This is a genomic window from Dysgonomonas sp. ZJ279 (assembly GCF_011039205.1).
In the GTDB taxonomy this organism is placed as follows: domain Bacteria; phylum Bacteroidota; class Bacteroidia; order Bacteroidales; family Dysgonomonadaceae; genus Dysgonomonas.
In genome coordinates this window covers 37846-54103 of record NZ_JAAKEL010000005.1, presented here as the reverse complement: position 1 = coordinate 54103, position 16258 = coordinate 37846, and the positions used below count along the sequence as shown (strand labels likewise).

General features: G+C 39.6%; 10 protein-coding genes. 1 reads left to right on the top strand and 9 read right to left on the bottom strand.

Translation table 11 applies throughout. The annotated features are described in order from the left end of the window. Nucleotides 1-129: 129 nt before the first annotated feature. From G7Y57_RS08200 to G7Y57_RS08180, 5 genes are all read right to left on the bottom strand, one after another. Nucleotides 130-1299, bottom strand: a complete 1170-nt coding sequence (locus G7Y57_RS08200) for an FISUMP domain-containing protein (protein ID WP_165022156.1) — start codon at nt 1297-1299, stop codon at nt 130-132. 1059 nt (nt 1300-2358) lie between these two features. Beyond that, on the bottom strand, nt 2359-4635 hold the full coding sequence (locus tag G7Y57_RS08195) for a tetratricopeptide repeat protein (RefSeq protein WP_165022154.1): 2277 nt from the start codon (nt 4633-4635) through the stop codon (nt 2359-2361). A gap of 564 nt (nt 4636-5199) precedes the next feature. Then, on the bottom strand, nt 5200-7395 hold the full coding sequence (locus G7Y57_RS08190; RefSeq protein ID WP_165022151.1) for a hypothetical protein: 2196 nt from the start codon (nt 7393-7395) through the stop codon (nt 5200-5202). A 115-nt stretch (nt 7396-7510) separates the two neighbouring features. After that, nucleotides 7511-8497: a hypothetical protein gene (locus tag G7Y57_RS08185; protein ID WP_165022148.1), complete on the bottom strand. Its 987-nt coding sequence runs from the start codon at nt 8495-8497 to the stop codon at nt 7511-7513. 144 nt (nt 8498-8641) lie between these two features. Next, nucleotides 8642-9424, bottom strand: coding sequence for a glycoside hydrolase family 16 protein (locus tag G7Y57_RS08180; RefSeq protein ID WP_165022146.1), 783 nt, complete (start codon nt 9422-9424; stop codon nt 8642-8644). 237 nt (nt 9425-9661) lie between these two features. On the opposite strand from G7Y57_RS08180, the gene G7Y57_RS08175 reads away from it, so the two are divergent. Further along, complete coding sequence (locus tag G7Y57_RS08175) at nt 9662-10372, top strand: hypothetical protein (protein WP_165022143.1); 711 nt, start codon at nt 9662-9664, stop codon at nt 10370-10372. A 162-nt stretch (nt 10373-10534) separates the two neighbouring features. Here G7Y57_RS08175 and G7Y57_RS08170 read toward each other — a convergent pair whose 3' ends face one another. The 4 genes from G7Y57_RS08170 to G7Y57_RS08155 form a co-directional block, all read right to left on the bottom strand. After that, nucleotides 10535-11056, bottom strand: a complete 522-nt coding sequence (locus G7Y57_RS08170) for a DUF6712 family protein (protein WP_165022140.1) — start codon at nt 11054-11056, stop codon at nt 10535-10537. Between the two features lie 453 nt (nt 11057-11509). After that, complete coding sequence (locus G7Y57_RS08165) at nt 11510-12613, bottom strand: hypothetical protein (protein WP_165022137.1); 1104 nt, start codon at nt 12611-12613, stop codon at nt 11510-11512. Between the two features lie 630 nt (nt 12614-13243). After that, complete coding sequence (locus G7Y57_RS08160; RefSeq protein WP_165022134.1) at nt 13244-13894, bottom strand: hypothetical protein; 651 nt, start codon at nt 13892-13894, stop codon at nt 13244-13246. A 275-nt stretch (nt 13895-14169) separates the two neighbouring features. Further along, nucleotides 14170-16074: a hypothetical protein gene (locus tag G7Y57_RS08155; RefSeq protein ID WP_165022132.1), complete on the bottom strand. Its 1905-nt coding sequence runs from the start codon at nt 16072-16074 to the stop codon at nt 14170-14172. Nucleotides 16075-16258: the final 184 nt, after the last annotated feature.

Here is a 16258-nt window from a genome sequence, read left to right as displayed (position 1 = left end):
CAAAGTTACAATAAGACGCAATACAAATTCTGTTAATAGAGATCAACAGCTATTAATACCTGAATTTTAAATACTTAAAAAGCAACAGACACCACTAACTATCAACAATAAAATTCAAAAGAAAACAGATCAATTTCTTTTGCAGCGAACAGCACTATGATAACCACGGGTCACCCGTCCTCGACTTACTCCTGATGAAGTGGATGTTAAAATACGCGTCCACACAGAAGATCCAGAGCTCGCGCTATGCGACCATATCCGTCCTTCGCGACCAAGACTCCCACCATACGAGCCTGTATCAGACACATAACCCGAGAGCATAAGATTAAATCCGCCACCGTTACAAAAAGTCTTACTAGCGCCTGATGCTGCGTAAGAACCCAATTTAACATCATAATTCTTCATGCTTTTTCCGTGTCCGTCAACAGTATTCCTAGCCACGTCAGGCACCAGCCTCCAGCTAACATCCCAAGCTGTAGGTTTAAATTCATTGCGCGTATAGAGCCCTGTTTGTTCATTTGCTATGGCTTCTTCCAGATCGTTCCATTCCTTGTCGCTGGGCAAATGCCAGCCTTCGGGGCAGACACCTTGCTTGCCCACTTGCTCCACATTGGCGGGAATGGGATTAGGCCCACTAGTCGTCTCTGCGGATTCTCCTTCATTCTGGGCATTTTGCTTGCCATCAAATCCTCCTTTACCGTTAGTAGCTGCCGCCCAAGTATAGACTAATCCGAGTTCAGGGTATTTATCCGCATTCAACAAACTAGGATCGAGTGCAGGATAGTAATAAGATTTAGGGATAGCGCCACCGGTTCCAGGCGTTACTAAATCGTCAGCAGGCTTATTCACCCCCAGATTATCGGCATAGGTAGTAGCCCGAAGATTCGCCAACATCCATGTACCTGCCGACCCAAATGTACGGATAGGATATTTTATGCGCTCTTTAGTTACACCATCGGCAAAGGTACGCACATCTTCAAAATATTCGATTTCAGGTTGCAAATATTGCCATTGAGTACCCGTCCAAGCAAATAAGCCGGAGCATATCCCCCTACCCTCGATAGGGTTATAAACCACAAGCCCCACATGCTCGGCAGGATCGGGGCGCACCGCTTGACCTTTATTTATATCGGCTAAGCTAGTAAGATCTGTTATTGTTACACGCGGCATAAGCAAGCCCTTGGTAGAATTTCCATCGGGTAGGTTTTGAAGTTGTAGCAAAGCGCCTTTTTGAGGAGCGCGATCAATACCAATTGTTACCTGAGCACTGAGTGCTACCGGCAACAGCAATAATGCCATAAAAAACAGTTTTGTAAGACGCATAGTGTGTTGTTTATCCTAAATATACAAAATGACCTATTTGACTACAAGAAAGGAAGACAAACAGAATACATTATTATAGCCCCCAAAATAAGGCAGATAATAATGGATAAAACTGAAGTTTTATTGAATTGTGTTGAGTGATCCTATTAATATCAAACAAATACAAATATCATAAAAAAACATGACTCCACAAAAAAAGAGAGTTTAAATAGCGTTAAACCCACTCAATAGGGACAAACAGCAGCACAAAGCAGAATACAACGATTAAGGAGGCAAAAAAGGCTCACAAATGAGACTGCGAGCCAATACACCTTTTTTATTTGTAAATATTTTAATAACACCAGCTAGAATTACGAAAGATAAATATATGACAATTCCCAAAAGCAAATAAACATCTGCTTTTGGAAATTAATGTCGAGTAGTGTTTAGAGTAAGTTTTTCTAAGTGTTAGTGTTACTTAAGTTAGTCAGGTTGGGAAGTCGAATGTTTGGCATTTTTATTACGTAAAAAACAACCAAATCTAAAACAAGTAAATTTCAAAATATCAGCATCCAAAATATCAATATTTGCCAACTTCCTCGTTTCATCTCCTTATCAAGAGCAAATATAAGCTTTACTTTTAATAATACAAGCAAATAATATAATTATTTAATCAATTACACAAAATAACCAATATTTATACGCACAATGCACTTTTATATTAACAAAAACAAGTTAAACTATATAGATATAAATAAAATCTATAAACATACATAGCATAATAATTCAGAGTAAACTTAGTGAATATTTAAAGATAATTACAATGAGATCATCCTAATATCTTAAGGTATTTGCCTCCGCCATTTCGATGCTAGAGCCACTCTTTGGGTTTGGAACAGAAGGAAAACGAGATCGGCATAAGCCTTTCTAAAAATTTCACTGATTATTATCCCACTCTTCATATCATACACACGCTTATTTATGCTTATAACTAAAGAGAACGAGTAATTGAATTACTCGTTCTCTCAAATTCTCAAAGGTATTATAGAAGTATGATTACAACTTCAGATTGTTCTTCCTCACAAAATCGGCTATCTCGGGATCGAGTGCCACGCGGTATGCCTTCGACGGATCGAGCTGGACAGCGCGTTGTAAATGTTGCATTGCCTCTTCGTCTTTGCCTAAACGCATCGAAACCAGTGCAAGTATATATTCTGTATTACCATTCGGGGCAAGACCTTTTAAAATATCGTACGATTTGGCATTATATCCCATTGCAGCCAGACAAAGTGCTGTATTATAGTCGGGATAGTCTGCAAGTATTTCGATTGCTTTCCAATATTCTCTGTCGACTAACAACTGAAGCCCTTCTGCATATCCCGAACGTTCTTCGCGATTGACAGTCATTGCATCTTCCATACCCGGGCGATGCATATTGAATACAAAGTCTACTTTATTCAGTAACGGATAGATGGAATCGCGTATGATTTTGAAATCGGCAGGGAATTCTTTCTTTATATCGGCTTCGGTTGCATCCGGATTAACGGCTGTAGTCAGCATTTCCAAAATGCGGTCTTTATTGACAATATCAATTCTCTTACGAATATTGGCGGCCAATGTGTTCCAGTCTTCGCCCATATTGTAAGTTTTGATAATCGTCTCTGCATTCATCTCAGGATAAGTCTTAACAAAGTATTCTTTCAACGACTGCGAACGTTTCATCGTCTGCTCAGCATTATCGTCGAACGTACCGTCCAGCGAGTTAGATACTGTCATTTCGATACTGTCTACAACAAGTTTGCCCTCGGTGGTAAATGTGCGGTAAGTATCCATCACTTTTGCCAACTCGGCTTTATTATCTTTATAGTTGATATCGAAAGTTGTTTTCTTATCGGCAAATCTAAGATAAGCTGTCATGCGGTTAAACACATCACGGTATAGCTTAGTCTCTTTATGTGTAAGTGTGGTATCGACCAATTGAGAGAGTGATGACACGAAATAGGCAAGCGTATCGCTTTTAGCTAAATGATACGAACTGCGGTCTATTGCATCCACCTTCCCACTCATAGTGATACGAACCTGTTTCAAGCCCACTGTTACAGGATAGTCTTGCGAATAGTAATATAGGAAATCTCTTCCTGCTACTACAACACTATCGACACGTACACCTTGTTCGTATGGAAACGGTACAAGTTCGAGGTATTTATCTTCCTTACGGGCACCTTTTATTTCGTTCTCGGCTATCTTGTCGAAGAAATAACGGTGTTTGGCAATCTGTACCGAATCGTTTTCTGTCATTATATCGTTTGTGATATCAGCCAGTGTACGATCATTTTCGTATATATCTTCAAATTCGCGTGGAATAGATCTCAATTCTGTTTTGTACTTCCATATTTCAGGAAGATCTTTTGTCTTCTTGTTATATTTGCTCATATAGCTAGCAAATATGCCTGTTGTATCTTTGCCTAATGCAAGATCGCGCATAGCTTGCTCATTTGCCTCACGTGCATGTTGATGATAAAGATTGTCGCGCGCACCCACTTCTTTTATAATATAAGTTTCGTTACGCTTTTCGTGATCTCTCATCCATTTTTCGTAGGCCATTTGGCGACTCCACTCGGTATGGTATTTATCGTAGTAAAACGACTGACGATTGGCAATATCTTTTGTAATATTCGCACGATCGAGAAATACACTATCGTAAGCCGATTTGCCAACAATCGATTTCACATAACTGTCGTAAGCTGCATGATCAGCCTTTTGCTTGTCGGCAAATTCTTGTCCTTTCAACACCACTTCTTGCAATGAAACGATAGAATCGTTGTGCAACAATTTGGGTGAAAGAGTCACACGCCATTTGCTCGAAATAAGTTCTTTGGGTACACGTACCATAAAATCGACGCTTACTTTTCCGTCACGTTCGGGTGTGAATCGCGAACGGGCAGTTACAACCACTTCCGTCAATTTATAGACTGTATCGGTGCCTACTTTTGTAGGATTATAATCTTCATCAAGATGATTGTCAGGGTTTACATAAGTAACCTCTTCCGAAACGATAGCTGCACCTGTGGTAGGATCGAACTTAATACCTTCTTGGCGTGGCAATTCGATATTGGCACGTTTAGACTGCATGAACAATTCTTTGGTCAGGGCATCTTTATCCGATTTTGATATTTTGTAAGGGGTGTTCATTCCTTTGGCTTCGCGCATTTGGCGTACCGAACGAGAACGGGATGAGGAACAAGACGAAACTAACATCATGGCGACCAGCACCATCGTAAATGTACTCAATACTGTTTTCAATGAGAAATAGTGTTTAATATATCTTTTCATTATAATAAATAAGAAGTTTGCGTAGTCATTTAATAAATGAGAGTGCAAAAGTAGTGATTTATAATTGAATAAAAATAGTTCATAATCTATTTTGTAGGAATTTATGATTTTTTGGGTGAAATATTGTTGTTTAAACCTGTTAATAATTAGACACATACACCCATCTAATACCAGATACAGCGTATCTTATACGGCAAGTACTGCTGATGTTAAGGAGCGTTTTAAAATCTTCTCTGTCATTCCGAAACGGAAGCCCCTCCTTGGGAGGGGTTGGGGAGGCTAGGCAGATCCCTCACTGCGTATCGGGATGACAAAGTGTGATTAACTCATGACTTATCATTAATAACTCATAATTATTCCAAACACCTTCTTTGCATTCCTCCCCTTGGGGAGGTTAGGAGAGGCTTCCGTTTCAGAATGGCAGTGAGAATGACAGTGCGAGACTATATATGTGATTGGCACGAAATCTCAACAAACGTTAACAATTGCCGATAGAAATTGAAGTCCATCTTTATATATACAGATTAACACACGGAAATTCGCCCGATGAACCTACGAACAACTTCACACTCCAGCCCAGCCGTCTACACTTGTCATTTCGTCCTGCACACGCAAAATATCTGATACTGCAACTCGTGGAGAAATTTTGATAGATTTAATAGCATCTACTAAGGCATCATTATCCACATTTACCGTATTATTTATTGCAGGCAATTCGCCGCCAGCCTCAAACATACGACGAAATGGCGGCTCATACGCTTGTGTGGCTTTTGTGAAATACGAATTAATATCCGTGGGAGTCAATTCCTTGCGTTGCGAATTAATATAGCGAACTAATCCGAGATTCTTATTTGTAGATTCGCGATTCACTACATACTCGCCACCTTCTACTTCGATATTTGTACCTTCTATACGCATTCCGCCTTGCGAATGACGCTTACCTCGTAGAAGACCACCATCTTCAAGCTTGGCAAGCTGCTTGGTCATAATACCTATTTGTACTGCACCCGCAGCCCCCACTATCGCTGCGAGAATCGGACCTAGAATTGGCCCTAGCCCCCATGCTTTTGTTACTCCTAATGCTGTGTTCGCAACACCCTGAATAATATTTTGAGATAATTCGGTTTTTTTCTTTTGCTTTTCTTTCTTTGCGATCTCTTTCTCTTGCTTCTCTTTTGCTTTACTTAAATCGTTCTCTTGTTGAGCCAATTGCTGATTTTTGGCCATCTCCTGATTGATTTGCTCTTGAAAAACAAGACTCTGTTCGCCACGTGCATTTTGAGCATTCCCTTCCAGTTCTTTAATTTTCTCGTCACTCTGCTTTCGCTCATCTACAACCTTACTATATTGTACAGATATTTGGTTATATTTCTCTTTCGCTTCATTCAACTGATCGCCGAGTATTGCATTTGTTGCGGAAAATATCGCATTTACTCCCGTCATTATATTATTGACGTACTCTTGCATTTTAGCTTGAAACTCTTTCCACGAGTCAATTTGTTTTTCAGTACTCTGCTTGGTATTTTCAACCATCGCAGCATTACCGGCAGATGTAGCTTCCACTACATCTGCAACAATCTCGATCTTCTCTTCTGCAACGGCTTTGACCGACTCAACGTCTTTTACTCGTAGTTGCGCTAATTCTTCCGACTTAGCATTTTCACTATCTACCTCATCAGCAACGGACTGCCTGATACTATTTTTCATATCCTCCTGCTGTTGCTTAGTCAGCTTTTTATTTGCCTCCTGATATTTCTTAGTTATAGCAACTCGTCTGCCATAACCTTCCACTATTACATCATTGCCTTTAGCAACATAAGTGGTATCGTCTATATCTGATGAAGCCACTCCGCCCACAGCTGCTATTTTTTCACGAGTTTGTTCTTTAATCCTAGCAATTTGCTGATCAGAATTTTTATTTGTCTGCGCATTTTCTTCTCTTAATTTATTATCTTTTATTACAGGGCTAGTAAAAATTGTTTCATCATTAATTAGTTTATTTTGAGCTAAGGATTTTAATCTTTCTTTATAAATTATGTCTAATGCAATAGATTCGTCCAACATTATCTGCATCAACTTTGATTTATTTTTTTCTGCTGTCAGAATCTCACGCTCTTTAAGTTTTATATACTCTTTGTTATGAGCATTCATAGCTTCTACCGAATAATGAATTGTTTTATCAAATTGCGAAACATACTCATCTACTTCTTTAAATGCCGCTTTCGAAACAAGTGTAAAATCTTTATACGTTTCTATAGCAAGATTTACTACATCTATCGATTTTACTGCTGCAATTACTCTGTTTTTGAAAACATCATACCACAAATTAGTTTCGGCCTCTCCTTTCCGTCTCTCTTTACTTTGATCTGATTGCAATGACCATAAATCTGATTGAGTTTTTATTGCCTTTTCTGTAATTTTATTGTTATCCTTGTGTAAAGTGTTAATGTTACCCATCATCACCCCCAACTCGCCAAGTTGTTTTTGCGAGAATCGGGTTTTAAGTCCAAAGGACTCCATAATATTGGCGCTAGAACTAAATAACTTATTTACTTTATCGGTATTAACAGATGTTTTCTCTATTCCACTAGCCATCTTCCCCATCGTAGTCTCTAATTCTCTGGCCGAAAGAAACAATATTTTCTGATTAGCTATTGTATTCTTTGTATTATTATCCAGCTCCTTTATAGTGTCTTTAAGTATTGCAGTTTCGCTATTCGCTTTAAGCACTCCATCGATTTTAAGTTCAAACTTCTTCATACACCTTTTTATTGTACAGATAAACTATTCTGTTTTCAATAAAAAAAGCACCAGACTTTCGCCCGGCGCTAATTGATCTTCTTTATCTTATATAATTATATTCAAAGGCAACTAATTAATAATCTTCCCCTTCCTCATACCCATAAGTTTCGGCATATATTTCTGCTTTCTTAAAAATGTTGTAAGCAAAAAACGGAACTACAAATGGAATAAAAAATGGAGACAAAATCATCAATAAGAACAGGGCGTAGCCGAAGGCCGAAATTCCGCCTACATAATCACCCTCGAACCGTGCTAGTCGCCATCCTGTTAAAACATGAGTAACTAATAGTACGGCATATAAAATGAGCACAATTATGATCAGAATTGTAGAATCTATACTCACTAACTCACCGAGTATAAACATAAATATCAGAAAACAGGTTGGCATACCATATATTAAACACGATATATTACCTCTTATATTATTGTATAAATCAAAATTCAACAAGTGTTTATTCAGCATGTATAACAACCAAACGGTAAGACCGACAGTAAGACTAACCAAGAATAACATAGACCAGCCTTCAAACGTGGAATAATTATCTGCATCCAACGAGTAAACTCCAATTGTAATTAATAACATAGCAAAAGGAATCGATAGTGATACCAATTTTGCTAATTTATAATTCTGTCTTACTACTAAAGGAAGATGCTCTTCTTCAACAAACACAGGCATACGCTTTCTTGATACAGCTTCTTCAACCTGAGATGCTATTGGCGGGGGAACAGTAATGATTTTTTCGGCCACGGGCGCTCCTTCTATTACAGGCTCAGGCTCCACATTCCGTACAGCAGGCTCTGCATCCTGCGCAACAGTTTCGATATTCTGCACAGTAGGTTCTACATCTTGCACAGCAGGCTCTGCTTCTTGTACAATAGGTTTGATATCCTCCGTAACAGGTTCCAACTCCTGCACAGTAGGTTCTAAATTTTGTATAACAGGTTCTATAATTGGCTGAGCTGGTAAGGTGTTTTCGCTCAACCACTCGTGACAAAAACGACATTTAAGAGCCGTTTCCTGTATAGTTTCTCTACAATAAGGACATAGTTTTGTTGCCATTTCTTAGTTTTAGGTTATTTCTGCAAATATATACAAAACAAGCGATTTTTATTTGATAACAATGTTAATAGTAATCTTTTAACTCATCTCTGACGCACCCGATATTCAACACACTGTCTTATAGACATATAACTCGAAATCAAATCACTCCTTCGCATAATACTTTACCCAATCTATTTTCATCTCTACAGGCAAATGATTCGGGTCTACCTTTCCTACCCAACTTCCACCCAATTGCATATCGATGAGCAAATAAAATTCGTCGTCGAAAGGAAACTGCCCTTCCTTCTCGGTTTCGATACGCGGATAAGCAAACGTGCGGTTATCGTTCACAAAAAACACAAGGCTGTCAGGGTGCATTTCGAGGGCATATACATTATAATCATTCCTATTCAGTTTGTTAGTGCCACCGTTTACAGGATCTTTTATACCAAGGGTATAGGTAAAATGCGTATGCACTGTCTGATAAGCAATACTGTCGAAATTAAGATGTTCCATAACATCTATCTCTCCACCTTTGGGCCATGGCACATTTTGCGACAACAGCCAGATAGCGGGCCATGCACCTGTCGCCTCATCGAGTTTAGCCTTGATCTCTATTCTCCCATAACGAAACCCTACTTTGTCTTTTGTCCACACACCACCTGTAAGGTAAGGAACTGTATCCGATTGTCGGTCGGGGTTAACAATCCCTTTCAGAACTAAATTGCCATCCCTCATTTCGTAACACGAATCGGAAAAAGACATATAGTTTTGCCAGTCTGCCGTACCTCTCGGTATTCTGCTCCATCGGGAAGTATCGAGATTAGCACCATCAAAATCTTCTTCCCAAACCAGTTGCCATTTGTCTTTTTTAGAAACAGGGCTAAAGGATGAGGTAATTAACACACAAATCAATGGAAGTACAATCTGTAATGACTTTTTCATAGGTATCGATTTTAATGAAAATATTTAAGGATATAAACAAAGATAAGGTATTTAAGAAACAAAAAGAAACATAGGCTCATTCCTATTCTTCCTTATAGAGTGAAAAGCAGTTGAGGAAAATAACACATAAACAATTAATATAAAAAGAGTTATATACAACATATCAAAGAAATGCACCGAAACATTTACTATAATATTTTGTTATAATAACAGGTTTAATTAAATTAGTTTAATATAATGAAGAAGTTATTATTATTTTTTATCTCTGTATTCGCATTTACTGCTCTAGTGAAAGCACAAAATGATTGTATGTCGTTCTTTCCTACCAACAAAGGAGCTATTCTTATCAGCAAAAGTTATGATGCAAAAGACAATCTGCTAAGCACTATGACTTATCGAATTCTTAAATCGTCTCATGAATACATTGCAGGAGAAGATCTGCAAATCGGCTTCGTAATGACTGATGCAAAAGACAATGTTATCGACTTGGGAAATCTGGAAGCACGCTGTAATGGTGAAAGTTTCTTTTTGAGTATGGTAAACAGAAATATGACACCCGATGTGATGGATCTTTTAGGTGAAGACACCGAACTGGTCGGTGATTTTTTGGATTATCCTAACATTAATCCCGATTCGCCTTTCGATGGAAATTTTGCTATGGATGGTGGTGAATTTACTGTTCGTTCAAAAACAGACAAAAGTGAGTTTATGAAAGTAACGGTTTATAATCGCCAATATGAGAAAAACGAAAAGATAACAACTCCGGCAGGAACTTTCGATGCATCCAAAATAACATTCACATTCGATGTCTATAAAGATAAGAAGACTACAACTTACAGTGGTGCTGAATGGTTTGCCGATGGTGCAGGAATAGTACGTTCGGAAACTCGTGACAACAAAAACAATCTGATCAACTATACCGTACTTACTACATTGCAAAACAAATAAGATATTAGGTTAGATTGCTAGGTATAAAAGACACAGGCTATGATAGTCTGTGTCTTTCTTATTTCTAGTAGGTCGTGAGGAGTGGCTACTATAACAAAAAAACACAAACCATCACGGCTTGTGTTTTTTCAAAATAAGAAATCGTTTAACTAATACAAGAGATCAAGTCCTCTTTCCGAAATAAAACCCACTATCGAAACCTTTTTTAGCCGAACCGCTGTTGGCCGAGGTATCACAAGCACTGTCTATTGGTCGCCACAATGGGTAATCGCTACTGTTGCGCGAAAGGAAATCGATCAATTGGTTTTTAAGCACATCGGCATCGTCTTTTATCCATCGGCGAAGCTGTGCTATATCGGTAATATCTACACTCTTGCTATTTTCGCTCTCGCGAACGGTCACCCCTTTGTTTACTATTGCCGCCCAATGAAAGGGCAATGCCTGATAGACGGCATAGAACGATAGTGCAGGAGCTATTTTCAAGATAAGGTCGCTGTTGTGAGGCGTGAGTATGTTGCCCGTAATCTGTGCTTGAAGTTCATTCATCAGCGGTTCGCCCAACACATGTTCGATATGTAGCTCTTGTGCGATGCTGATATATGGTACAAATTCGGTGATATCGGTATTGTACGTCACCGGAGAATGTTGCTTGAAAAGCGTTTCATTTATTAATGGTGTATTCATATTGTTGAATTTGAGCCCCTCCTTACCTCCCCCAAGGGAGGAATCAGAGAGAGTATTATGGATTAATCATGAAAGATAAGTTCTGAATTTTGCACTATCTGTCGTTCTCATTGTCATTCCGAAACACAGGAGCCTCGCCACCCTCTCCCAAGGAGCCCCCTAATCCCCCAAAGGGGGGACTTTATTCTTTGTCTCTGTCATCCCGATACGTAGTGAGGGATCTTAGCCTCCCCAACCCCTCCCTAGGAGGGGCTCTTGTATACCCTCTGTGTATTCCTCCCCTTAGGGGAGGTTAGGAGGGGCTTTCAGATCGGGATGACAGGGGCGACGGCAGGTAGCTGCAACTCATAATTATTCTAAACACCCTCTTTGCATTCCTCCCCTTGGGGGAGGTTAGGTGGGGCTAACTGGTCGGAATGACAGAGAGAGGAATTAAGTCCCCCCTTTGGGAGATTAGGGAGCTGCCTTGGGAGCAGTTGGGGAAGCGACTATATCCAGATCGTCTATCTCTAACTTCGCATATCCGTTGTTGATAACGAACTGGCTTAGTGTATCGAGTATCTTACGTCGTAGTTTATGAATCACAGTACTGTTATATAACATATAAGCATTGACAATTTCGCTGGCATTCCCGCTCAGATTGCCCGATCCCGACAGACCTGCCAATGTAGGCGAAGTGAGGCGATGAGCCGATATAATTTTCTGGAAGATAATTTCATCTACATTATTATACAGATCGGCATTATTACTTGCTGCATACGATGTCACAACAGGTTTTATCTCCTGACTTTCGCCCCATAAGACAACGATGCTGCTTGCCCCGTTAGTTCCGGCATACGAACTTTCTATATCGTGCTGAAACTGTTCTTTTTCGCTATCAGCCGGATTACTCGGCATGGTAATAATAGTTGAGGGTACAAAACCATTATTGATAGAGTTACGATAGAATTTGCCCAGCAACCCATCTGCTTCTATATAGCTCAATGCCGAATAGTATTGTGGAATGGGATAATAATCGAGACTCGGCTCATAGTCTTTGTAGTAATAGAGATAAGGAACACCCTTGCCCATCTCTTCTGCACCGTATGCTCTTATTTCGACGGGAGCATACTTGCCTGTGGTCTTTCGCCAGTCGTTAGACAAGAAGAAACTCAGGCTCGCTCCATATTCGTTGACTTGTCCGACCCGTATTTTACTGAAATCGGTATGATAAATGCTTACCGTTTTACCATTCTCGTTGAGGATTACCTGAAAACAAAATCCACCAAAGGTGACATAATCTTTTGCTGTTTTTTCTATTAACGCATCCCAGTCGTCCGATGGATTGGGTTGTCCGTAATACGCAGAATCTTTGACTCCTCTTCCACAGATATAAGTTACTTTATTTTCTATCACAGCCTTGTTGATAGCCGACTCGTTGTTGAGTTCGATAATACGTTGCGGCAGAAGATTGTCGCGATCGTAGCTGATCCAGCCTTTCGTGTTTTTGGTGAAGGTTGGATAACTTTTTATGGTTTCCGATAGTTTGATAACTGAGTAATTGACTGCTTTTTCCATGTGCTTATGATTGGATTTTTACTGATAGATAAATCCGATATTTTCTCATGGAGTTTTTTAACATTTAAATTTACTGTGGCCGAGATAAAGGCAGAATTAATTATTTCGTTGTTTTGTCATTTCGAAACGAAAGCCCCTCCTAACCTCTCCCAAGGGGAGGAATGTAGAGAGAGTGTTTCGAATGATTATGAGTTATGTGTAATCACTCTTTGTCATTCCGAACTGCAAAGAGGGATCTGCCCAGCCTCCCCAACCCCTCCCAAGGAGGGGCTCTCGTATACTCTCTTTGTATTCCTCCCCTTGGGGGAGGTTAGGAGGGGCCCTCAGTTCGGAATGACAGAGAACGTAGCATAACAGAAAATGAAAGAAAGATCTTATTGTTTTTTCTTTGTAGGTTTTCTTTTTGTATTATGTATTATTTATATTATTACTTAGTATATATTATTAAATATAAATACTAGAATAAATTATATTAATATACTAGATATAGTATATTATATATATGGTATAGAAGTGTGCATTAGAGACTGTACAAAAAAGCGCACTACGATGTGTATCATAGTGCGCCTGATGTCTGTATTTCGAAAGATATGGTGAAATCAGCTGCTTTTCGCCGTATAACTTATTCTTTTAGAAGAAGAAAGCAACCCCCAATTCGCCATTTATCTTTTTATTGACAATATCGCTCTCATTGAGTCCCATTTTGTCCATAAACATATTTGTATTGACGGTCGATATACCAACCCAAAGAGAAGCACGTGTATTTGTCGGCAACTTGCCTGTAATACCCACATGACCACCTACATATAGATTAGCATAGCTATCTTGGGTCACGTGCCATTTTGCAACATCTGTTTGTCGTATATCAGCTTTGGAATGAAAATTGACCAAACCCATCTGACCCTCTAAGAACAGAGCCGTAGTACGGTCTCTCAACAAATAACCTACACGACCGAGCGCCAAAGCTCCCCACGAAAAAGCATTATAATTGATCTCTTTTATTATAGCATCACCTATCGAATAATCATCGACACTGGCATTTGTATATCCGATTTTGATACGTGGCTCCAAACCTAAATATAGGCTCCCCGATTTTATCCAACTACGCTCCCAGCCTCCATAAAGCTGAACACCTCCGGGTGCACTGTTACCAAACATCTGATGACTCAATTGTATACCGGTCGTAAATAAACCTTTGTTATAAAATTCCGAATGTGAAATAATATCTGTGTCTGCGATAGATGTATTTTCATCCGTAATTATTGCTACACTACTAGCCATTGTTGTTTGTGAAACTACACTTAAAGTTGAGATAAAAAACAGTATTAATATATAATTTATTAGTCTCATACGTTTATAAAGTTCTACTATGATGTAATATTAGAAGTGAAAGTTTTGTTAAATACAAAGTTCGTAAAAAAAAACAATTTTTCATTACATTAGTCTGCCATTTAATTCATTTTCATTTATTTAACATTAACAATATTCTATTTTAGTTAAAAGGAGCAAGGACGCTGACGCCCCTGCTCTGCTTTTATCTTTGATCTTTTTTACTATTACGGTATGCGAACACAACGCACAGACAAACCGTGAGCCTTGTCGTAAGCCTGAGCAGGATCAAAAGCTGCCGAATAAAAATTCAGACTATAACTATAAATAGTATTGGATAAATATGGTCGGTCTGTCCAGTAACCACCATACTGAGCTACATAATAAAATATATCGCCAGCTGTCAAGAGTTGCATGCGTCCACCCGCAGGCCAGAAATTACCATTTATAGTGCGTCCTTTATTGGTTTCGTTCCATGTCGTATTAAGTGCTGTTAATCCATTCCATGGCGATGTAGTGCCGACGAAAGTAGCAACACGCCAGTTTTCGGGACATGGGTCGTAAGCACTTTTAGTTGTGCCATATCCCCAAGAAGTATCATCCATATGAAGATTCATATAAAAAGTCAGCGGGTTAGCCACAAGTGTGCTGATGTTCAGACTACCACTGGCAGTACTATTTCGAGCCATTGTTGTAGATCCGACAGAATTATAAATGGCTCTCTGCGCCGGATTGAGAGATGCAATGTTGGCTGTTCCCGGGAGCGGATCTTTTCGTCCCCATTGATAATACAACCCGAAGGAGTTTACATTAGCTCCGACTGCTGTTGTTGCACCCAAGTTGCGATCCATAAACACGAGTCCGTTATTTGTAATCGTATTAGCTGTTGGGTCTTCATTGAGTATCCATATATGCCAGCTCCAAGCTATCGCACCACCAGTTTTGACGGCAGATACCATAGCGTTACCCTCTGCTGTACCTGCGGCAACAAACAAATAGCCTGCCGAGCCGGTACCTGCCGGAAGTATCATCCTGATATTAGAATTAGCTGCTACACGATTCACATTATCTGTCCAGACCAAACCGGCTGTATAAGTTTCGGCAGCGGTAATACGTGTAGTTCCATCGGCATTTGCTTGACTAACAGGAATCAAAATAGCCGTAGATGGTTTCACTATATATGCATTGGCTTTACCGACAATGCTGCCCGAAGCACAAAGCAGATCGACCACCACATCGGCAAATTGACTTTCTTCGCTATAAAATCTTATTTTTGCCGTACCCAAAAATTTAGTGGGATTGGTCATGTCATTCGGAACCGTAAAGCTGACATTGGTTTCCACTGCGCCCTCACCTGTTCCGCCTGCGGTAGTCAACAAGCTAGTAACCACGCCTCCGCCGGTATCAGTCAATTCGGCTTTCCACTTGGCATTCGATTTCACTTTGAACGAATAAGTACTGCCATCCATAAGATAGTATGGCTCTTTGGTATAAGTCAGGGCATAATTAATCTGACGAAGCAAAACGCTTTCGGTAACGGTTTTATTACTTCCGGTCAACGAAATATCGAGGCGGGATGCTTTTTCTAAAAATGGATTCACTGCTACCTCGGCTTGCGACATAGCCGTTATCTGTATATTTTCGGCCAGACTGCCTCCCGTAGGCGATGCAGTAGGTGTATAACCCTGCACCGGACTATATCCGGCAACGCTGGATAAAGTCATTACGGGCGATGCCGATAGAGGCTTCCAGTTTATATTTAGTACACGCGACGGTGCTACACCCGACGCAGCATTGCTCGGAAATTGAATAGTGTTTGCATCGACAGTCAACTCCAGACAGTTCTTGAGAGACAACCAGACTTCACCACTCCAAACATAAGGTCCTTTGCAAAACCCATTATTCTCATTTACATTAAAAACCATAAGTCCGATATGGCTTTTACGCATATCGACATCTGCCGACTCCGAATCGGTCAACATCGGTTTAAGCATACTTGCATTTTCTAATGAGACTCTGGGTAAATTAAGACCTTTTGTAGAATTAGCCTGAAGATTATCATTTTCTTTCAGTTCGAGCAAGGCACCTGCTCTTGGTTTAAGAGGTGAGCCGATAGTTACTTGCCCATACATACTAACTGTCGAAATGATTATTGTAAAAATTAGTAAACAGATTAGCTGTTTAAAGAATGATCTAGTTGAGATTCCACACATGTTTGTACACTTTTATTTATGTCAAGTCTATTTAATCGGGCGGCCAAAATAAAGAATACAATTAACTTTCCGCTTCATACACAGGCAAATATCCACTGTTTCA